We start from the raw sequence: 20,806 nt of genomic DNA on the forward strand, positions 1-20,806 counted from the left end.
GAAAATCGATTATTGCGAGTGGCGCAGGGGAGACGGCTGCGCCACTGTCAAGAAACGTAAATCACCGGCCTTTAATAAAATCCTCAAAATCTGGCACTTTCACCCAAGTTCCAGTTGCATGAGATTCTTGGGTTAAATCCATCAACAACTGCGAATAAACGCCCTCATATAACCCCGAAACCGGCTGTTTTCCTTCATCTATTGCATTTACCCATTGCTCAATTACTCGGATAATTGGGGCAATTCTGCCATCTGGAAAAACACAGGGAAATTCTAAATTTTCGGGAGTTTTTATTTCGGCTAAAGCTTGACCTTTCTGAGAACCCCAAACCCGAAACCCATGTACATAATCTTGCTGATTATCACTTCCTAAAACCAGGGTTCCTTTATCTCCATAAACTTCTATCCAATGTCCTCTTCCTTGATATGTAACTGAACTTAAACACACTTGACAAGGTGTACCATCTGCTAATTCCACCATCAAAGTGCAAGTATCATCTGCATCCACCGGCTTTAATTTTCCTCCCTCATTTGGATCTGGACGGGCAGGAATTGCTGTACTTAATAATGCACAAAGCCGGCCCACCGGCCCAAATAACCAGCGGATATAATCAAAAGCATGAGAACCTGTGGCGCCTAAAACTCCACCGCCTTTTTCTTTTTGAGCATACCAATTCCAAGACCGGCTTTCATCTGCTCGACTTGACACCATCCAATCAATTTTAATTAACCGTTTTTTGCCTACATATCCCTGTGATAATAACTCAGCAAAATGTAGCCATTGCGGTACAAATCGAAACTCAAAATCCATTGCAGCAATTACGCCTTTAGCTTTGGCTCTTTTGTAGAGTTCCCGTGCTTCATTGGCTGTTAAAGTTGTGGGTTTTTCTAGGAGTAAATGTTTGCCGGCTTCGATGACTTTTTTCGCCATTTCATAATGCAAAAATGGCGGTGTGGAAATGCTAACGGCGTTAACTTCTGGCAAATTAACAATTGCTTCAATGCTATCGCAGGCGTGGGGGATGTTATTCGTGGCTGCGATAGTTTTTGCTTTTTCTAAATTGCGGTTATAAATTGCTAGAACTTGGGTGCGGGGATGTTCTTGAAAAGCCGGCAGGTGGACTTTTTGACCGAAGCCGGTGCCAACAATTGCGACGCCTATTGTATTGGTCATAATTGGGTATTGGTGATGGGATTAATTGATTGCATTGGAGATTTTTTAGTTTTTAGAAGGGGCATTTTTTTCTACCCATTCTATGACTTGAACTCCTAAACGAGTATTGCTAAATCTGTCAATTTCGCGGATGCCGGTGGGGCTAGTTACATTCACTTCTGTGAGGTAGCCGCCGATGACATCTAAACCGACAAAATATAAGCCATCTTCGCGGAGTTTCGGGGCAACTTCGGCACAAATTTGATACTCTCTTTCGGTGATTTCTGTTGCCGCAACTCGACCACCTACTGCCATATTGCCGCGAAATTCGCTGCCGGTGGGAATGCGATTAATGGCACCGAGGGGTTGTCCGTCTAGCAAAATAATGCGTTTATCTCCTTCTTTGGCTGCCGGTAAATATTCTTGTACCATCACCGGCACTAAACTATTTTGGGTGCTAATTTCGATGATGGAGTTAAAGTTTGGATCGCCGTCTTGTAAAAATAAAATTCCCTCGCCGGCTTTTCCTCCCAAGGGTTTTAAAACGGCTTTTCCTTTGGCTTCTAAAAAGTGCCGAATTACTGTTTTACTGTGACTAACAATGGTTTCAGGGATGACATTTTTAAACTGTAAAGCATACATTTTTTCATTGGCGGCCCGCAGTCCTTGGGGGGCATTCATCACCAAAGTTTTTGTCGGATCAATATAATCTAAAATGTAGGTTGAATAAAGATAAGGAACATTCACCGGCGGGTCTTTTCGCATAAAAATTGCATCCATTTCTTCTAGGAAAAATGGCTGACGTTCGCCAATTTCATACCAGTTTGGAATTCTAAGCCAGCCTTGTTCGCCTAGTTCTAAAGGAGTTAATTTAACGCTTTGTAATGTTGCTTGTGCTTTGCCTTCCACTACGCTTAAATGCTGGGGTTGGCAGATTAAAACTTCGTGACCTAATTGTTGGGCTGCTTCCATCATTGCTACGGTGCTATCATGGCCCGGATCAAGGCTCTCAATTGGGTCAAGAATAAAGGCAAATTTCACAGCAACTCTCCCAAATTAGATTTTAGATTTTAGATTTTACTATTTTTTGGTTCCGAAATATCACGGAGCGGGAAATTGAATTTGAGTTTTTAGATCGGGTTATTTTAGTTTTTTTTACCGGCTTCTAGGAAGGGAAAAACCCCTTCCCATTGGTGTTTGCTGTTAGGCAAGCAGAGGGTCAAGCTTACCGGCAGCCTCTAGGGCGTGAATATCATCACAACCGCCGATGTGTTGGTCGTTGATAAAAATTTGGGGAACAGACCGGCGGCCATTGGCGCGGACGGCCATTTTGGCGCGGGCCGGTTCATCACCATCAATGCTGTATTCTGTAAACTCTACGCCCTTGGTTTTGAGCAAATTTTTGGCCCTAATGCAAAACGGGCAAGTTTGCCAGGTATAAATTTCTACTGTAGCGGCCATTGTTTTCTCCTACATTAAGTTTTATAACTTTAATTTTAAACTCTAGGGCAGAAAGTAATTTGTAAAAATGCGAAAAACCCGGTCTATGCTAGAAACCGGGTTTGTTTTTTTTAGAAGCCATCAAGAATTTAAGGGGCCGATGAGTTGGGTTGAAACCGGCGACGACTGAGCATAAGCATACCCACCAGTAAAACTGCCCCCACTGTGGCCGGTTCAGGAATTGCCTGTTTTTGTTGAGTTGGAATTTTAAACTCTCCGGCCCCGCTTGCACCCACATAACCTTCGCCATTAATATTTTCGTAGCGAACACCAAAATTACTCAAAGCAAACTGCTTAACCGCACCCGTAAAAGCCACTGTTGCTGTAAAAGTTGCTTGGTTACTTAGCCTGGTTCTGGAATCATTATCTACGCCATTAGCGGTGTTAGCATTACAGGCATTGGCATCAGTAAAACAAACATCGACAGCGCCAACATTAGGCATTTGGCCGCTGAAGTCTCTTCTAAAAATTTGCCCTTGAGAACGAGTAGTGCCGCTGGGGTTGCCACCAGCGTTGCCAACTCCAACCAAGTCAAGTTTATTGCCTTGCCAATCTGTCAGATTAAATCCCAGGGCGGTCGTTCTTGATAAAATGTTACCGCTGGAATTGTTAAGCATGGTGATTTCAAAGTTTGCCTCAGTTGTGTCAGCCAAGGTTGTCAAACCCAGAAACTTAAAGGTTGCTTCCGAAGAAAGACCTTGAACTTGGTTTTCCCCTACTTTGCCGTCAAACGTTGCTTTAAACGTCTGACCGACGTCGGTAGCATCCACTCGAACGCGACTGCCGTTAAAGTTAAAGGCTGACGCGGGGGTAGAAGCAGCCAAGGCCCAAATTCCCGCTGTTGCGAGTACAGCAGAAGCAAGGGTGAGTTGTAAGGATGACCTAAACATTGTTTTGAACCGTTGACTACTGATAGAGCGTTTGGATGGACAAATGGGATGCACAGGAACCGCTGAGGGTCTTTGTAGCGTGGGAGCCACACTTTGTATAACCCGGCAGAGAGAACGTGAAATCGCAAAAAGCCACCAACATGGGGTGAGGGTCTTACCCCTTCTCTACTTTACTTTTTCCGTTCGCTTGCTGTCTATAGCTTCCTCAAAGCTTTTTGAAATCTTCATAAAGTTGGCTGAATTTATTAAGGGTGGGTGTCAGTACCTTGGTTGTTGGGGTGTGGACGTTGGCATCAGGGGGGTGATTTTATACCATGCGCTGATTTGAGTTTAGAGGGCGATAAGTGCTTTGACCACAAGGGTTTCAAGACTTATGTTTCTAGCTTTTTTTTGGAGAATGGTATCAAGGATGACCATTGATGCAAGGGGGCGGTGTGGTGGCTAAACTGCTCCAAGTTCTTAATACATACATTAAAAGATTTGTAACGAAAAAGAATCCCGCCCCAGAAAGATTTTTCACCGGCCCTTGTCTGAAGGAATATTTAATTCTTTTGACAGAAGAAACTCCCAACTGATCACCCATCAACCTGAGAAAATTTCTTTAGCCACCGGAGACGGCGAAGTGGATCAACTGACCTAAACGCAGGCGTAAAGTTTCCAATCCAAGGGCGTTAGAGGCAGAAATAAACACAGCATTGGGAAATTCTTCGCGTGCTACCGCTAAAGTTTCTCCGTCTACTTGATCAATTTTATTAAATGCCACCAAAGCCGGCCCTGGAGCCAGGGGCATTTCTGACAAAATTGTCATTACTGAACGAATTTGACTTTGCCAAGCGGGGTGGGATAAATCTACCAAATGTAGTAGAGCATCTGCTTCTGTGACTTCTTCTAAAGTTGCCCGAAAAGCATCTACTAAAGCAGGGGGTAATTCGTGAATAAATCCGACTGTATCTGTTAATACAATTGAGTGAGGTTCGCCGGTGTTTGCATCAGGAATGGTCAACCGGCGGCTGGTGGGGTCAAGGGTGGCAAACAATTGATCTGCTGTATAAACCGCAGAATTAGTGAGAGCATTTAACAGCGTTGATTTGCCGGCGTTTGTATAACCGACAATAGCAATGGAAGCCACTTCTTGATGTTGCCGGCGGTTGCGAAGACGCGACCGGTGGGCCTGTAACTGATTAACTTCTTCTTGCAGACGAGCAATGCGTTTAGCAATAGCACGGCGTTCTGTTTCTAGTTTTGTTTCCCCCGGCCCTCTGGTACCAATACCGCCACCGAGACGAGACATGGCTTGACCTCTGCCGGTGAGCCTGGGCAACATATATTCAAGTTGGGCTAATTCAACTTGTAATTTCCCAGCCCCACTGCCGGCGCGTTGAGCAAAAATATCTAAAATTACCTCAGTCCGGTCTACAACTCGAATGCCAATTTGGGTTTCTAAATTGCGGACTTGGGCCGGTGATAAATCGCGGTCAAAAACAATTAAATTCGCGCCAACTGTTTGCGCCGCCAGGGCAATTTCTTGGACTTTTCCTTCGCCGACAACGGTTTGAGGATGAGGATGTGATCGGCGCTGCTGCATGGTTTGTAAAACAATTCCACCGGCGGTATCAACTAACCTCGCCACCTCTGCTAAACCATCCTCAAATTGTTGACGACTTGTATGGTCAGTCATTACTCCTACTAACAAAACACGGTCTTGATCGGCGCTGACTTGTTGAGCAACAAATTCGCGCTCAAATTCTGCTTCTAAGGAATCGACTAATTCTAAAAAATCTTGATTGGCAATGCTCTCTAAACTTTGTTCTGCTGAAACAAATGTATTTTTAATTGCATTATCAGCAGCGCCATTTTCGGCCTCGTCTGAGAGAGGGATTAGATGGGCAAGATAGGTTTCTTTAATGTAGCCGGTGGCGCCACCGCCGCGTCTTTCAAAACCGGCCCCAGTGAGTGTCAGCCATACTAAGGCATCGAGTCTCTGTAGCGCCATTGAAGTGAGAGCAGCTTCGCCGGGAGGTTCTGATTTCAGGTGGGTGGCAATACAGCGAATGCCGCTTAGCCGGCCTGCACCATAACGGGGTAACTCCAGAGGGGGAATTTGGGTTTGACGGGGTGTACCAACGCCAACGCGGATCACTTGTCCGCGCCGGTTAATGTAAATACAAACCGGCTCGTCAATTTCTGTGCTGATGGCGGCGAGTCTTTGGGCAAATTCGGTTGTTGTAATTTGATCTCCTGGGAGGCGCTGGTGATAGAGGCGTTCTAGTTGTTTGAGTTGGCTGGCTTTGAGTCCTTGTAAGTTTCCGTAGATAGTTTCGATAGAGCTTTTGACCAGGTTGCTGGCCCCTCCAATAACGACCTTTATGGTTATCTTATCTTGCTGACCTAGAAAGTGTCATATTCCTTTAGGGTTCAAGAAGGTTTTGGTTGTTTTTGAGGGGCTTCTTGAGGCGCTGGGTTTTGGGCTTTAGGACTTTTTCTTGAGAGAAAATAAAATTTCTACCTGAGATGTTGTTTTGTCTGGCCAGTTAGCGGTGGCGCCAATTCCTTTGAGGGAGTTTAAGATAGCGCTTGTTTCTGGCGGAAGGGGGGCGCCGGCGGTTTGGGTGAGGTTATTTACGACTGTTGAAGTTTTTTCCATGTCCATGTAAAAGTATCCTTGATTGGGTTTGGGTAGAGTGCCGGTGGTGGTTTTAAAGGTTTGGCTTGTTTGTAGAGAATTACCGCCAGACATCAAGGTATCTGCTAAGGGGCCAAGGGTGAGAAATACTGATTTATCATTTAACCAACCTTGAGTTAAAACTGTGCCTTGAGGGATTGTCCATTCGGTAATTTCTTGGCCGTTGAGTTTTCTTTGACTGCTGCTAAGAAAGGGGACGTTTTGCCGCAGAATTGTTTGCAATTTGTTGAGACTGGCTTCGGCAGCTTGGCGGTTACTGGTTTCTAAAATTAAGGCACTGCCAAAGCCAAATTGTGATAATATTCCTTGGTTTGAGGCAATAAAACCAAAGGCAAATTCTCCATCTATCCAGTTAAAAACTTCTTTGTCGGCATCGAGGTTTACAGTATTTTTTAAGCTTTCTCTTAGGCCATCTAAAGATTCTTTAATTTCGGGAGTGGTTTGAGATTCTTGCACGAGGTCACTCCAATATTTATTAAGCCCTGAACCTGTAATTACGGCGAAGGTTTGGGGGGGAAATTGGTTGATGATTTTTCCGGGGCTGGGCTTAAATTCGTTTTTGACGGTTTGGGGGTTAAAGAGGGCGTTGGCTTTGAAACGTAAGCCTTCTGAGTCGCTGCCAATTCCGCCTACAACTGCTTTTACTTGTTCGAGTTGTTTGAGGGCTAGGGGGGAAACTTTGGGGGCGTCGGGTTGGTTGAGATAATATTGTTTGATTAATTGGCTATAGTCGGTTAGGTAAAATTGGGCTATGGGGTTTGCTAAACCGGCACCTTTTGCTAATAGTGGGGCGGCTGTTGTGTTCTTGGCAAAGGAGGGTTTTCCTTTGAAGGTGTCGATGGCGCTGAGGAGGGTTTTTTCTTGAAATGCTATTAGTAAATGTTCGCCAACAACGGCGGTATTGTAAGTGCTACCGGCTTTTTCTGTGATATTTGTGTAGGTGATGTTTTGATGTTGTTTTTCTTGGAGGGTGGCTTGGTTTTGTGTTTTTAGCCGGTTGGCAAAGTTTAGGGCGGCTACTTTATTTTTAATGCCAATTATAAGTAATAAGTTTGGTTCTGTGGTTTGGGTTGGTTGGGGCATGAGGGCAAACATTATTCCTCCCATCCAAGGTTTGATGTCTTTTTCAAAGTTAATGTTACTGTCGGTTAAGATTTGGGTTTGGAGGTTTTGTAGGATGCCGGCGGCTATTTGTTGGGCTTGTGGTGTGCCAAATTGTTGTAGTTTTGCCCAGGTTTGGTTGTCGGTGCTAATGAAGCCGGCCATTAGGGCTTCTTGGGGCACTAGGTTGGCGCTTTCTAAGGGGGTTGTTTGTTTGTCTAGGTTTTGTTTGATGTACAGGTAGGCTGCTACTGTGCCGGCTAGAAGTGCGGCGGTTGCGGCGGCGATGATTAGGGGTCTTTTTTGTTCGGGCATTTTGGTTTTTTTGTGGTGGTCTTTTATTACATTCAGTGGTGCTTGTCCATTTTCCTATGATAAGGATTATTTTTTTATGTGGTTTGGGTTTTGTATAGGGGGAATATAAAATAAACCGCAGATGTTAGGCAGGCAAGATGCCCGCCCCACAGATGTTTTTTGGGCGTCTTGTATACGGTTTTGTGAGGTGTGGTGCTGGAGGGGTGCAAGGTTTGGCCGGTTCGCGCTATTCTGGTAAAATAACGAATTCTGTTAAATGTTTAAGTAATTTGGCTTTATTCGAGTTTATTGTAGGCGGGTAAGTTTCTCATGTTGCAGTCATACTTTGATGTTGAGTCTAATGGTCACAAGTCTTTTGAGTTACCGGGTGCTCGTCCGCATTATAACCCTGACCGGCCCGGACAGGTTGAGCATATTTTTTTAGATTTGATTTTGAATATTCCTGAGAAAAGTTTTGAGGGAGTTTGCAGTATTCGTTTGAAGCCGGTGCGAAGTGGTATTGATTTTTTGACTTTGGATGCGGTGAATTTGCAGATAAATTCGGTAAAGTTGGCTGGTGATGAACAACAGTTTGATTATGATGGGGAAAAGTTAGAAATTAAGTTATCTTCGTCTACGGTGGCGGGGGATTCTATTACTTTGGATATTGTTTATGGGGTAGAAAATCCTCAGCGCGGTCTTTATTTTGTTGGCCCTACTAAGCATTACCCGGATAAGCCGGTGCAGGTTTGGACTCAGGGTGAGGATGAGGATTCTCGTTTCTGGTTTCCTTGTTTTGATTATCCAGGTCAGTTGGCTACTTCGGAAATTCGGGTGCGGGTTCCTAAGCAGTTTTTGGCTATTTCTAATGGGGAGTTGATTTCTTGTGAGGAGGCCGGTGCGGATAAAATTTATCACTGGTTACAGAAAGAAGTTCACCCTACTTATTTGATGACTCTGGCGGTGGGTGATTTTGCGGAGTTTTCTGATAGTTGGAATGGTAAGCCGGTTACTTATTATGTGGAGAAACGGCGGGCTGATGATGCTTTGCGGAGTATGGGCAAAACTCCGCAGATGATTGAGTATTTTAGTAAAATTTTCGGTTATCCTTATCCTTTCCCGAAATACGCGCAAGTTTGTGTGGATGATTTTATTTTTGGGGGGATGGAAAATACTTCTACAACTTTGTTGACTGACCGTTGTTTGTTAGATGAAAGGGCGGCTTTAGATAATCGTTCTACGGAAAGTTTGGTGGCGCATGAATTGGCGCATCAATGGTTTGGGGATTTGGTGGTGATTAAGCATTGGTCTCATGCTTGGATTAAGGAGGGTATGGCTTCTTATTCTGAGGTTTTGTGGACTGATGTTGAGTATGGGGCTCAGGAGGCGGCTTATTACCGGCTTAAGGAAGCTCGCAATTATTTGGCAGAAGATAGTGGCCGGTATCGGCGCCCAATTGTGACTCATGTTTACCGCGAAGCGATTGAGTTATATGACCGGCATTTGTATGAAAAAGGTGCTTGTGTTTATCACATGATCCGGGCTGAATTGGGCGATGAGTTGTTTTTTAAGGCGATGCAAACTTTCGTCCAAGATAATGCTCATGCAACGGTGGAAACGGTGGATTTGTTGCGGGCTATTGAAAAGGCTTCGGGACGCAATTTGCTGTTTTTGTTTGACCAGTTTGTTTATCGCGGTGGTCATCCTGATTATAAGGTGGCTTATGCTTGGGATGGGGATAGTAAATTGGCGAAAGTTACTGTTACTCAAACTCAGGCAAAGGATGGTAATAGTAAGGATTTGTTTGATTTAAAGCTTCCGATTGGTTTTGGTTATGTTGAAGAAAAATCGGAAAAGGTGAGTTTGAAAACGTTTACGGTGCGGGTGCATGAACGGGAACAAAGTTTTTATTTTCCGTTGGCAGATAAGCCGCAGTTTATTAGTTTTGATGCGGGGAATAATTTGTTAAAAACTGTGGCGCTGGAGTATCCGGTGCCGGAGTTGAAGGCTCAGTTAAAGTATGATTCTGATCCGCTTTCTCGAATTTTTGCGGCGGAAGCTTTGGCAAAAAAAGGTGGTTTGGAGGCGGTGAAGGCTTTGTCTAAGGCTCTGCAAAATGATGGTTTTTGGGGTGTGCGTGCAGAGGTGGCTAAGCTGTTAGGTGAAATTAAGTTGGATCAGGCTTTTGATGCTTTGATAAAGGGGTTAAAGGATAAGAGTGCTGATGTGCGTTTTGCTGTGGTGGAGGCTTTGGCTACTATTAAGACGCATGAGAGTTATAAGGCTTTGAAACCTTTGGTGGATGAGGGGGATGCTAGTTATTATGTGGAGGCTGCTGCTTGTCGTGCGATTGGGGGAATTGCTGGGGCTAAGTTGAAGGAGAAGCCGAAGGAAGAAAAGGTTTTGAAGTTGTTAAAATGGGTGCTGGAAAATCGGGCCGGTTGGAATGAGATTGTGCGGGCCGGTGCGATGGGGGGTTTGAGTCAAATGAAAACGTCGGAGGAGGCGTTGGATTTGATTTTAAATTATACGGATTTGGGTGTTCCGCAGCCTCTACGTTTGGCGGCGATTCGTGCTTTGGGGGCGATTTCTACTGGGCAGGATGCTGTTAATTTGCAGCGCATTTTGGAGCGTTTAAGTGTGTTGGCGCGGGAGTCGTTTTTCTTAACTCAGGTTTCGGTGGTTGTGGCACTTGGGCAAATGGAAACGATTAAGGCTATCGGAATTTTGCAGTTTTTGGCGGATCAAACGGCTGATGGTCGAGTGCAGCGGATTGCTGAGGAGGCGATTGCTAAGGTGCAAAAAAATGCCGGTGCTGATAAGGCGGTCAAGCAGTTACGCGAGGAGGTGGATGAGCTTAAGAAGGAAAATCAGGAGTTAAAGAGCCGGTTGGAGTCTTTGGAGGCGAAGGCGGCTAAGTAATAGATATCTCCAAAAAAGCTTATTAAAGGCAGGCATCCTGCCTGCCCCACATAGGTTTTTGGAAATGTTTAATGATGTAGGGTGGGCTATGTTTACCTTTTTAGAGGCCGGTGGGCATAATTAGGATTATGAATTTAAAAAATTGGGTTTCATATATTTTTCCTGTTGCGGAATCTGAGATTTATTTTGATTTAAAACCTCGTCTGGTTTCCCGCAGTTTGTCCTACAAGTTAAAGACGGGTGAAATTGAGTTGCGGGAGGGTTTTCGGGGTTGGTCTAAAAAGCGTTTTACGGGCTTTTTTTCTAGCAATGTTTTTGAGTTAACCGGCCCGTTTGGTCATAAGGAGTGGACTTTGATTACGCGGGGAACGATTGAGAGTCGTGGGGAGGGGACGGTGATTAATTTATCGTTTCGGTTGATTACAGTTCAGCTTGTTGGTGTTTTGGGGATGTTGGTTTTTTATTTTTATTTTGGCTATTATTATGTTGGATTTGGGGAGTTTTGGCAGATTTTAGCGGCTCAGGTTTTGTTTATTTATACGGTGATGATTTGTGTTTTCCATTATCAAATTTCGCGGATAAAAAATTGGTTAAAAGTTTGGGTAAGTGAGGGTTTGTAGGTTTGGTTGAGGGTGTTTAGGGGCTGTAACCGGCATCTTTGAGGAATTTTTCGAGGCGGGTAAAATATTGTTGCCGGTCACTGAAATTATATAGTTCTCTAATGCGTTTCCAGCCGTCTGCTTGTTGATTGAGGAGGTATTTGTTGGCTAAATAGGCGGCGAAGACGGATTGAATTTGCGGCAGGTTAGGGTTAGGTTGTCGGCGCAGTTCGGTGTTATAAAATTGCCAAAATTGATAGGCGTCGTTATAGACAATTTTGGGATAGTTGCGGGTGACATCTAGCATTTTGCCGTTGCGGTATTGCCAAATTTGGATGGGACGAAATGAACCGGCATAACCGGCAAATTCTCCAGAAAATCTGTCATCTCTGGCAATAAATTCTTGGGTGCCATTTTCGTCGATATCTTCTAATTTGCCGGCGCTAGGAAAGTTACCCCAATCAACTTGTAGCCGGTTGTAGCTATCGTTTGCTGGATTATAGGTATAAATCAATGTGTAGGAACAACAATGAGCACCACGAGTGCTAAGAGAAAGGGCAATTTCTCGATAATTATCTTGATCTAAATCAATAACTTTGGGTTCTGAGACTCCTAAAAATTGGGTAATTTCTTCGACAGCGTTTGTTTTTGGATCAATTTGTTTAACGACGATAGGTTGTTCTAAGATAGGTTTACCGTCTCGTAAAATGAACAAACGGACGTTATTGATATAAAAATCTTGTTCTTCATAGGAAACTTCTGCTCTTGTTGCCCCTGCTTCATCGGCTTTCATTTGCCGTTGAGTTGGTTGTGCATTTTGTGCTTGGGCCGGCACGCTGAAGTTTAGTAAAACGAGGATTCCGAAAGTTAATATGTTTTTAATTTGCATAAAAGTAAAAGGTTTAAAGTTTTGAAATTAACCGCAGATATAAGGCAGGCAGGATGCCCGCCCCACAGATGGACACACATAACCTATCTGCGTTTATCAGCGTTTATCTGCGGTTAAAAATTAAACATTGGCAACAGAGGCGCTAACTGTAGAAAGCGCTTCAACAATACTGCGAACGGCTGCAATCATTGCAATTTCGCTGTCAAGACGGTTGATGGCAGAACCGACGCCAACACCGGCAGCACCGGCAGCAATGGCCAGAGGAGCGGTGACACTGGAAATGCCAGAAGCGCACAAAACCGGCACACTCACAGCACGAGAAATTTCATAGGCGGCGGCGAGGGTGGGTGCGGCTTTTTCGATTAAACCAAGGCTGCCGGCGGCTTTGGGGTTGCTGCTGGTGCCGCCTTCGGTTTGGATGATGTCTGCACCGGCCTTGACCAATTCTTCGGCCAGTTTCACTTGTTCATCGAGGGCCAAAATGTGGGGAACGGTCACGGATAAAGTGATTTCTGGCAACAAGGCGCGGGTTTCGCGGGTGATTTGCAAGACTTCTGCGGCTTCAAACCGGCGTCCTTCGGCGTAAAAGGCGTCATAGTTCCCGATTTCGATCAAGTCTGCACCGGCCTCTACAGCTTCGACAAATTTCTGTGGGTCAACGGCAGATACACAAACTGGTAAATTTGTCAAGCTTTTGGCTAATTTCACCAAATTGGGATCAGCGGCGATATCGACAAAAGTTGCACCGCCAAGTTCAGCAGCGCGAACAACAGAGGCGACGCGGTTGGCATCAAAATTTGTCAAACCGCTGATAATTTTGAGGGCGTTGCCGGCTTCGAGGGCACGTTGGAGAGTTGTAGGGATGGTCATAGTTTTTTTCGAGTTTTGTGGAGTGTTAGATTAATCATTTTGTCATTATTTGGAGCGAGAATCCAGAGGCAAGGTGATTTTAAATCGAAGAATAGAGATTTTTGATTGTCGTTGCCATATCTCTACGGGCACAAAGGAAGTTCGATAATAAACTCAGCGCCTTCTCCGGGGGCTGAAATACATTTGAGGTTTCCGCCGTGTTTTTCGGTGATTATTTGATAGCTAATAGATAACCCCAAGCCTGTGCCTTTGCCCACAGATTTAGTGGTATAAAAAGCTTCAAATAAACGCATACGAACTGCTTCTGTCATGCCGGGGCCGTTATCTTTGATTTTGATAAAAACATGGTTATTTTCTAGGCCGGTTTGGATGATAATTTGAGGAATTTTAGGCAATTTTTTGCTGGGGTCTAATGCCCCATCATTTGTTACCATATCTATTGCATCAATGGCGTTGGCGATCAGGTTCATGTAAACTTGGTTAAGCTGGCCGGCATAACATTCAACCAAAGGTAAATTGCCATAATTTTTAATAACTTCAATGGCGGGACGTTCGGGTTTTGCTTTAAGTCGGTGTTGGAGAATCATTAAAGTGCTATCAATACCGCTGTGAATATCTGTCGGTTTGGGTAAGGTTTCATCAACGCGGGAAAAGTTTCGCAATGACTGCATAATCTCGCTGATGCGATCTGTGCCTACTTTCATTGAAGATAGCATTTTTGGCAAATCTTCAAGCAAAAATTCTAAATCAATATCTTCGGCATTTTCCTGTATTTCTGCCGGGGGGTTGGGGAGGTGTTCTTGATAAAGTTTGAGGTGAACAAGCAAGTTTTCGAGATATTCGGTGGCGTGGTGGAGGTTGCCAGAAATAAAGCTGACGGGGTTATTAACTTCGTGGGCAATACCGGCCACAAGTTGACCTAAACTTGAGATTTTTTCTGTGTGGACAAGTTGAGATTGGGTTTGCTGTAGTTTTTGCAGAGATTGTTCTAAAGCTTGGGTTTTTTCGCGTTCTTGTTGATAAAGACGGGCGTTTTCTATGGAGATGGCAAGTTGAGAAGTTAAAACTTTTAAAATTTCGACTCGTTCGGCGGTAAAAACTGCGGAAGTAAGGTTATTTTCTAAATAAAGAATGCCGGTGAGTTTGCCGTGATAAATCACCGGCAGCCCTAAAATTGATTTAGGTTTTTTCTCTGAAATATAGGCATCGCGGGCAAAAGGTTGTTCGTTTGTGGCATCGTTTATCACAAGTGTTTCTTTCGTTTTTTCTACAAAGTTTATAACGGAGATCGGCAGATTTTGTTTGGCATGAAGCGAAAGAGACTGCAAAACTTCAACATTTTCTTGATCGAGGTTGCATTCTGCGGAAATCAACCATTGATCGTCTTGAAAAGTAAGCAAACAACCTTTACGAGCACCGGCATTTTCTAAAACAATATTCATTAATTTTTCTAGCAAATTTTCGAGGACTATTTCCCCTGAAAGTGCTTGCGAGGCTTTGACAACGGTTGTCAGATCCAACCATTGCGAATAACCGCCGGTAGTAGAGTGGGTGATGCGGGTAATTTCGAGGTCGGAAATTTCGGTGCGAGGTGTGCGGATAATTAATTTCGGATAGCGTTCTTCGAGGTCTTTAAATTTAGCAATTGCCCCCCAGCGAATATAGCCATAATAGGCATCAGTCATGTAAATTTTGGCAATTTTTTCTTTACCCAAACCGAGATAAAATTCGGCTGCAAGTTCGTTAGCGAGGGCTTCTTCTTGAATATAGCCGTTTTCTTTTGCCCCTCTAATAGCGATCTCATATAGATCAATTGCTTCTAAAACATCCCCAAAAATTCGGGCTTTTTCTGCTGCAACTAAATCATATTTATGCTGGTAGTTCATGGGCGCATGAGAGGCCCATATTTTCATTTTTTCTTGATTGGCTTCTATTTGCTGGAGGTAGTTTTTTTGTTCGTCTGGGTTGACGCTTGAATAGTGAGCGAGTAGGGCTAAAGAACTGTAAAAATTGTAAGTGGTAACTGTTGCTAATCCTGTGGCAGCACCGGCATATTCTGCGGCTAAATTTGATGCTGCAATTGCCTGGGGGTAATCTTTATACAAGTATAATAGCATCAATTTTGCTTGATAAGCTGCAAAAATGGCTAGGCCGTTATTGGTTTGTTTTAACTGGCTCAGCATGATGGTTTCATCAAAACTTTCGCCTATCAAGTGGGTTTTGTTTGTAGATTTGCCTAGCAAATTTAAAGTTAACTGCTTCCAGACTTTTGCATAAGCAATTGCGGCTTCTTGTTTGAGTTTTAAAAGTAAGTTTATATATACGCTTTGGTTTTTTTCGATTGTTTCCAGTTCTTCGCCTATCAATAAGAGGTAGGCGCAATAAAACATAGAATTATAACTTGTCCATTCAATATCGCCGGTTTCTAAACCGCTTTGAACGCCTTCTTGAAAACCTGGCAAACTTTCTTTGATATGTTGTTTCCAAGGGGAAATTCCGCTGTAAAATAAGTCATATACTTTACATTTAAAAGATTGGGAGTTAAATTGTTCTAATAAGTGCAAAGCAAGTTGACCGGAATAATATCCTGTGTTGATATCTCCGAAAGCGCCGGTCAGCAATAAACCATACCAAGCATAAGCGTAAGCTGCGAGAGGAGAATGTCCGTTTTCGATGCAGAAATTGATGATGGTTAAAATCACGACCGGCAACAGTTCAGGTTTCATTACATAGGCCGGTGCAATTAAAGAAAGTAGTAATTTTAAGGCTGCTAGTTTGTAAGGATCTGTAAGTTCGGGGATATTTTCTAAATCTTCCATTTTTGGCAAAACCGGCAATTCTGACAAGCTGGTATTGTCTAAACTCACCCCCAGTAATTCAAGCGCCTGCAAGCCGGTATCTATAGCGAGTTGCATTTGGTTTTGAGCCATATAAAACTGAATTTTTAGATGCTCGACTTCAATGCGCTCTAGCGGAGTTTTTGCCTGTTCTAAAACGATTTCAGCTAACTTCGCTGCTATCGGAAAATTGGTATTTAAATATTCAGCTTCTATGACTTCAATATAAACATTAAAACTTAAATCGTACTGAGTCTGCCAGCTATTTTCTGCCAGTAAACTCATCCCCAGATTCAAATATCGCACAGCAGCTTCATAAGCGGTGGCAGATTTTGCTTTTTTCCCGGCAATTAAATTTAACTTAGCGAGTTGATCTTTTTCAGCTTGGCTGGTTATTAATTCCACCCCCATATTTAGCTGGTTAACGACATCAAAAATATTTTCTTCCAGTGCTTCTGGGGGGATTTTTTCTAACAACAGGTTCCCGATTTTTAGGTGAGTTGCTTTCTTTTCCTCTTCGGGAATTAGCGAGTAGGCGGCTTGTTGCACGCGGTCATGTAAAAATTTATACGCCACGCGCACATCTTCAATAATTAAAGTGCCGTGTTTTTCTTGATCAAAAAAGAGAGGAATTTTGTAAGCATTACTGAGGGGTAAAATCAAACCGGCTTGCAGTGCTTCCCACAAAGCATCTGCGGTACTAAACACAGATTTTTCATTAACTATTGCCAAAACATCCAAGTTAAAAGAATTGCCAATACAAGCGGCTAATTTTAAAACCTGCACGGTTTCATCAGAGAGTTTTTGAATATTTCTCGCCACCAGTTCCACCACGTTGTAATCAGTGATGCCAATGGCTTGAATTTGCTTAAGATCCCAAACCCAACACCCCTCATTAAAATCAAATTGCAAAAGTTTTTCTGCATTGAGGGTTTGCAAAAGTTGCGTTAAGAAGAAAGGATTACCCTGAGTTTTATTAAAAACTAATTCTGCCAAAAATTGGGATTTTTCTGCTTTATTTAATGTTTCGGCTACCAATTGATTGATGGTGATTCTATTTAATGATTCCAAGATAATGTTATTAATAATAACGTCGGATTTTTCAATTTCGTCAAGGGTTATAATGAGGGGATGGGTGGGGCTAACTTCGTTATCTCGATAGGCTCCAATCATCAATAAATATTGACTTTCTGCATCGCTAACAAGCATTTGAATTAGCTTTAAAGATGCGCTATCAGCCCACTGTAAATCGTCTAAAAACACAACCAGGGGATGCTCTTTATTCGTGAAAACGTGGATAAATTCTTTGAAAAGCCGGTTAAAGCGATTTTGTGATTCTGCCGGCCCTAATTGAGGAACTGCTGGCTGCTTGCCTGTAATTAATTCCACTTCAGGTATCACATCAATAATCACTTGTGCATTTTGCCCTAATGCAGATAATAACTTCTCTTTCCACAGAGCAAGATTTTGGCAATTTTCTGTTAGCAATTGGCGGATAAGTTCTTGGAAAGCCTGAATGATTGCGGCGTAGGGAATATTGCGTTTAAATTGGTCAAATTTGCCAGAAATAAAATATCCGCGTTGCCGGACAATGGGCTTATGCACTTCATTTACCACCGAAGTTTTGCCAATTCCCGAATAGCCAGAAACTAGCATTATTTCGCTTTTACCGGCCCCTACGCGCTCAAAAGCATCTAGTAAAATTTCGACTTCTTTTTCCCTTCCGTAAAGCTTTTGCGGAATCAAAAATTGTCCTGATTTATCCCGCTCTCCGGGGTTAAAGTTTTCAATTTTTCCCGTACTTTCCAGCGCCTTTAAACATCTTTCTAAATCCGCTTTTAACCCAAATGCACTTTGATAGCGATCTTCAGCATTTTTTTCTAAAAGTTTCATCACAATTGCCGAAATCGCCTGCGGAATTTCTGGCCTAATTTCCTCTAGCGTCAGCGGTTGTTTAGCAATATGACAGTGTACTAATTCCATTGGATCGGTCGCCTCAAAAGGCAATTTACCGGCCAACATTTCATAAAAAGTCACCCCCAAAGAATAAAAATCAGTCCGGTAATCAATTGAGCGATTCATCCGTCCCGTTTGTTCTGGCGACATATAAGCCAGCGTACCTTCTAATAAGTTAGGATTGCTCGTTGCTGCGGTTTCTCTCGACAGGCGCGTGGCAATACTAAAATCAATAAGTTTGACTTCAAACGTTTGAGGTTTAATCAGAATATTGTGAGGTTTAATATCTTTGTGAATAATATTTTTTTGGTGTAATTCTCCCAACGCTGAAGCAAGTATTAGAGCAATATTTAAAAATAATTTCAGCGAAATCTCTTTATCCGTACAAAATTCTTTGAGTGAACTTCCGCCAAAATCTTCTAATATCAGCGCTAAACCGTTTTGATTATTTTCTAACCCCAACGTCCTAATCACCCCATCGATTTGCAGATGTTGCAAGATTTTATATTCGTGTCTTAATCGGGTGATTTCTTCCAAGCTGGGATATTCCGATTTCAACGTTTTGACGATGGCAGAGCTTTGAGATGACTGGTTTGTGGCTCGATAAATAATTGTTTTGATTCCTTCGTGAACCGGTTTAGCCACAACGTTATAGCCTGAAATTGTCACCGTCATTTTATCTCCAGTTTTTTTTCAGCAAAATTTTTAGCTAATACTAACGATTTTGGCTCTACAACCCATAGATGTCAAGTCCAAAACTCCTCGCCTCGCAATATCCGCAAATTTACTTAAGTAAATATCCGCAAATTTACTTAGCCTACTTTCGCTGACTTTTTATTTCATCCGCCTTTAAGAGATGCCTAAAAATCGTGAAAATTTTCCACCATCTTTATTTGGATGAACCCGAACCTGTAGAGCGTTGCTGTTGATAAATCTTTAAAACTTGTTGTGTATAACCCGCAATATTTTCCCTGCCATACTGAGTCGGATCTCCCGTCATCCACCAAGCCGCAGCACGGCGCACAGCCATGTCTTCATTATTTCCCCCCGCCTTATATTCATCCTTTAAAATATCTCGCATCACGCAAACTAAAATTCCTCTAGCTGTTTGGGGGCTTCTCTCAAATTGTACCGGCGTTAACTCTTTGCCGGTGCAAAGTCTCGACCACCTTTTAATATTGTCTGGTTTAATTTGCCACTCGCTATAAAGTCCGTCATTTTCAGTGCCGGTTTTCGGTGCCGCTTGTCGCAAAGCTTCCACCAAAGCACCAACTTTAGCATCCGTAATTTGCGCCTGTACCGGCAACGCAGACAACCCCAAACTCAGAATTATTCCTGCAATCATTAAGCGCATACTTCCACTTTATCTCCCCTGAAAAAAAATTTACGGATTCTTTTATCTTATACTGTAATTTGCTTCCAGCCAAAATCTTACTTTCGATAGATTTCACCTCGGCAAACTTTACGAAAATCCGAAAAAAGTTTTAATATGGAGAACAAAGGTTTATGTCAGAAACCAAGGTTCTCATTTTAGAAACCCGATTTTCAGGGCGTTTTTTCCTAAAATTTTGATTATTATCAGAGATTTTGGTGGAAGTAACCCCTACATATTTAGGCGTGAAACTTGCAAAGAAAAATCAAGCCGGCAATCAGAAACCTCCCTCGAACCACTCACCGGCGCAGCCCTTTCGGGAGTCGCCGTACAAGCCAGCGGAATATGCCCTTCCGCAGTCAATAAAGCCGAAGTAGGATCTAAACCAATCCATCCAGCCCCAGGCAAATAAACCTCAGCCCAGGCGTGCAAATCAGCCGAATCTTTTTTTACCCCATCCGGCGAACTTTCCGAAACTAACTGAATCAAATATCCCGAAACAAACCGCGCCGCCAAACCATAATGCCGCAACATTTGCACCAAAAGCCAGGTAGTATCCCGACAAGAACCCACCTTTTTTGCCAAAGTTTCCTCACAAGTTTGAATACCCTCCTCCAAACGCGCTGAATAGTCCACAACCTCCCTTAAATTTTGATTCAGCGAACATAAAAAATCCGTAATATAAACATCTTTCTTAACAAACTTATCCAAATATTCTAGCAACAAATCTCCCGATTCAGTGCATTCTAAAAACAAGCCTAATTCCTTTTCAAGCGCCGAATCATAACTAAACGGATACTTATCAGCATAAGCTTCCACAAAAAAATTAAACGGATTCACCGGCCTAATTTCCGCCCCTAACTCAACCTCAATATTTAACTCATTAGTGGGTTCAGCAAACGTCACCCGCGCCTGAAAATTTCCGTAAGGATCTTGTAGCCAATGCAGAGAATGTTCAACCCCTAAAATTTTCAACAAATACCCCGAAATAGGCAGAGGACAATGGGGTGCCGGTCGCAGTCGCACAAAATGGGGCCCCAAACGCACAGGCCGGTCATATTGATAACGAGTTTCATGCCTTAAAACAACTTTAGTCATTTGGGGAATTACTGATCAGTGATTAGAAATTGGGACACACTATCATAGCAATTCCCAAATCCCTCCTCCCTGATTGCCAATTTCTTAAATTAACTTATGCCCACAATGAGAACAAAAACGATCAGCCGGTTGCAAAGGCGAACCACATTGCGAACAAAAATTTTTTCCCTTTGAACTCGACACATCATTACCCATACTCATCTGCATTCCCCCAAGACGCATTTCCATATTCCCCATTTTCAGAGGCTGCATCGGTTCCATAGGCTGCATAGGCTGCATAGGCTGCATAGGCTGCATAGGCTGCATCCCAGGCACCACAGCCTCCTCCAAACATAAAACCTTCCCCTCCACAGCCGGCGCTTCATTTTGGGAACTAATAACATTACCTTGGATATTGACAAAATGCTTACCTTGTGCAGTAGTCAATTCCAAAACAAAACCCGCCGCCGTTGCAAAAGCAACCGGCACAGAAATCCAGGTACCCGTTGTAAAGCCGGTGGAAGACGATTGTTGTTGCGTACCAGAAGAACTCATCAAAGTAATCAAAGTTTGGGTACCTTGATTGTCGATAAAAACTTGTTGGCCGGTGCCGGTGTTAAATTTATAAGCCATAATCTTGCCTAAACTTCAGGCAAACACACT

14 protein-coding genes are annotated in these 20,806 nt (G+C 43.2%); 2 read left to right on the forward strand and 12 right to left on the reverse strand.

Going from position 1 to position 20,806, the window contains the following annotated elements; genetic code table 11:
* Positions 1-61: 61 nt before the first annotated feature.
* The 6 genes from NG798_RS16420 to NG798_RS16445 all read right to left on the reverse strand — a co-directional run bounded on the left by NG798_RS16420 (position 62) and on the right by NG798_RS16445 (position 7,642).
* Positions 62-1,174 carry a Gfo/Idh/MocA family protein gene (locus NG798_RS16420; protein WP_261224766.1) on the reverse strand — a complete coding sequence of 371 codons (1,113 nt, stop codon included), beginning with the start codon at positions 1,172-1,174 and terminating at the stop codon, positions 62-64.
* 45 nt (positions 1,175-1,219) lie between these two features.
* Positions 1,220-2,194, reverse strand: coding sequence for a glutathione synthase (gene gshB, locus NG798_RS16425; RefSeq protein WP_261224767.1), 975 nt, complete (start codon positions 2,192-2,194; stop codon positions 1,220-1,222).
* 162 nt (positions 2,195-2,356) lie between these two features.
* A complete protein-coding gene (gene grxC, locus NG798_RS16430; RefSeq protein WP_261224768.1) occupies positions 2,357-2,614 on the reverse strand; it encodes a glutaredoxin 3 in 258 nt (85 codons plus the stop codon).
* 128 nt (positions 2,615-2,742) lie between these two features.
* The gene (locus tag NG798_RS16435) at positions 2,743-3,543 is read right to left on the reverse strand and encodes a cistern family PEP-CTERM protein (RefSeq protein WP_261224769.1); all 801 of its coding nucleotides are present in this window, start codon (positions 3,541-3,543) and stop codon (positions 2,743-2,745) included.
* Positions 3,544-4,144: 601 nt separating this feature from the next.
* Positions 4,145-5,866 carry a GTPase HflX gene (gene hflX, locus NG798_RS16440; protein WP_261224851.1) on the reverse strand — a complete coding sequence of 574 codons (1,722 nt, stop codon included), beginning with the start codon at positions 5,864-5,866 and terminating at the stop codon, positions 4,145-4,147.
* Positions 5,867-6,013: 147 nt separating this feature from the next.
* Entirely contained in the window at positions 6,014-7,642 is a 1,629-nt protein-coding gene (locus NG798_RS16445; RefSeq protein WP_261224770.1) for a DUF3352 domain-containing protein, read from the reverse strand.
* Between the two features lie 309 nt (positions 7,643-7,951).
* Here NG798_RS16445 and NG798_RS16450 point away from each other — a divergent pair, with 309 nt between their 5' ends.
* Entirely contained in the window at positions 7,952-10,543 is a 2,592-nt protein-coding gene (locus NG798_RS16450) for a M1 family metallopeptidase (RefSeq protein WP_261224771.1), read from the forward strand.
* A 128-nt stretch (positions 10,544-10,671) separates the two neighbouring features.
* Complete coding sequence (locus NG798_RS16455) at positions 10,672-11,163, forward strand: hypothetical protein (RefSeq protein ID WP_261224772.1); 492 nt, start codon at positions 10,672-10,674, stop codon at positions 11,161-11,163.
* Positions 11,164-11,179: 16 nt separating this feature from the next.
* Here the strand turns inward: NG798_RS16455 and NG798_RS16460 are convergent, their stop codons facing one another.
* The 6 genes from NG798_RS16460 to NG798_RS16485 form a co-directional block, all read right to left on the reverse strand.
* A complete protein-coding gene (locus NG798_RS16460; RefSeq protein ID WP_261224773.1) occupies positions 11,180-12,031 on the reverse strand; it encodes a hypothetical protein in 852 nt (283 codons plus the stop codon).
* A 120-nt stretch (positions 12,032-12,151) separates the two neighbouring features.
* Complete coding sequence (locus tag NG798_RS16465; RefSeq protein WP_261224774.1) at positions 12,152-12,901, reverse strand: DUF561 domain-containing protein; 750 nt, start codon at positions 12,899-12,901, stop codon at positions 12,152-12,154.
* 122 nt (positions 12,902-13,023) lie between these two features.
* A complete protein-coding gene (locus tag NG798_RS16470; protein ID WP_261224775.1) occupies positions 13,024-18,369 on the reverse strand; it encodes an AAA family ATPase in 5,346 nt (1,781 codons plus the stop codon).
* 214 nt (positions 18,370-18,583) lie between these two features.
* Positions 18,584-19,039, reverse strand: coding sequence for a hypothetical protein (locus tag NG798_RS16475; protein ID WP_317619608.1), 456 nt, complete (start codon positions 19,037-19,039; stop codon positions 18,584-18,586).
* 258 nt (positions 19,040-19,297) lie between these two features.
* Positions 19,298-20,164, reverse strand: coding sequence for a transglutaminase family protein (locus NG798_RS16480; RefSeq protein ID WP_261224777.1), 867 nt, complete (start codon positions 20,162-20,164; stop codon positions 19,298-19,300).
* An 84-nt stretch (positions 20,165-20,248) separates the two neighbouring features.
* Positions 20,249-20,776 carry a zinc ribbon domain-containing protein gene (locus NG798_RS16485; protein ID WP_261224778.1) on the reverse strand — a complete coding sequence of 176 codons (528 nt, stop codon included), beginning with the start codon at positions 20,774-20,776 and terminating at the stop codon, positions 20,249-20,251.
* Positions 20,777-20,806: the final 30 nt, after the last annotated feature.

Origin of the sequence: Ancylothrix sp. D3o, assembly GCF_025370775.1 — a bacterium.
GTDB lineage: Bacteria > Cyanobacteriota > Cyanobacteriia > Cyanobacteriales > Oscillatoriaceae > Ancylothrix.

Excerpts from the sequence above, each read along its gene's own strand:
- NG798_RS16460 (WP_261224773.1), bottom strand. The coding sequence starts at position 12,031 with ATGCAAATTAAAAACATATTAACTTTCGGAATCCTCGTTTTACTAAAC.
- NG798_RS16450 (WP_261224771.1), top strand. The coding sequence starts at position 7,952 with ATGTTGCAGTCATACTTTGATGTTGAGTCTAATGGTCACAAGTCTTTT.
- NG798_RS16465 (WP_261224774.1), bottom strand. The coding sequence starts at position 12,901 with ATGACCATCCCTACAACTCTCCAACGTGCCCTCGAAGCCGGCAACGCC.
- NG798_RS16445 (WP_261224770.1), bottom strand. The coding sequence starts at position 7,642 with ATGCCCGAACAAAAAAGACCCCTAATCATCGCCGCCGCAACCGCCGCA.
- NG798_RS16480 (WP_261224777.1), bottom strand. The coding sequence starts at position 20,164 with ATGACTAAAGTTGTTTTAAGGCATGAAACTCGTTATCAATATGACCGG.
- NG798_RS16435 (WP_261224769.1), bottom strand. The coding sequence starts at position 3,543 with ATGTTTAGGTCATCCTTACAACTCACCCTTGCTTCTGCTGTACTCGCA.
- NG798_RS16475 (WP_317619608.1), bottom strand. The coding sequence starts at position 19,039 with ATGATTGCAGGAATAATTCTGAGTTTGGGGTTGTCTGCGTTGCCGGTA.
- NG798_RS16470 (WP_261224775.1), bottom strand. The coding sequence starts at position 18,369 with ATGACGGTGACAATTTCAGGCTATAACGTTGTGGCTAAACCGGTTCAC.
- grxC (WP_261224768.1), bottom strand. The coding sequence starts at position 2,614 with ATGGCCGCTACAGTAGAAATTTATACCTGGCAAACTTGCCCGTTTTGC.
- NG798_RS16455 (WP_261224772.1), top strand. The coding sequence starts at position 10,672 with ATGAATTTAAAAAATTGGGTTTCATATATTTTTCCTGTTGCGGAATCT.
- NG798_RS16420 (WP_261224766.1), bottom strand. The coding sequence starts at position 1,174 with ATGACCAATACAATAGGCGTCGCAATTGTTGGCACCGGCTTCGGTCAA.
- NG798_RS16485 (WP_261224778.1), bottom strand. The coding sequence starts at position 20,776 with ATGGCTTATAAATTTAACACCGGCACCGGCCAACAAGTTTTTATCGAC.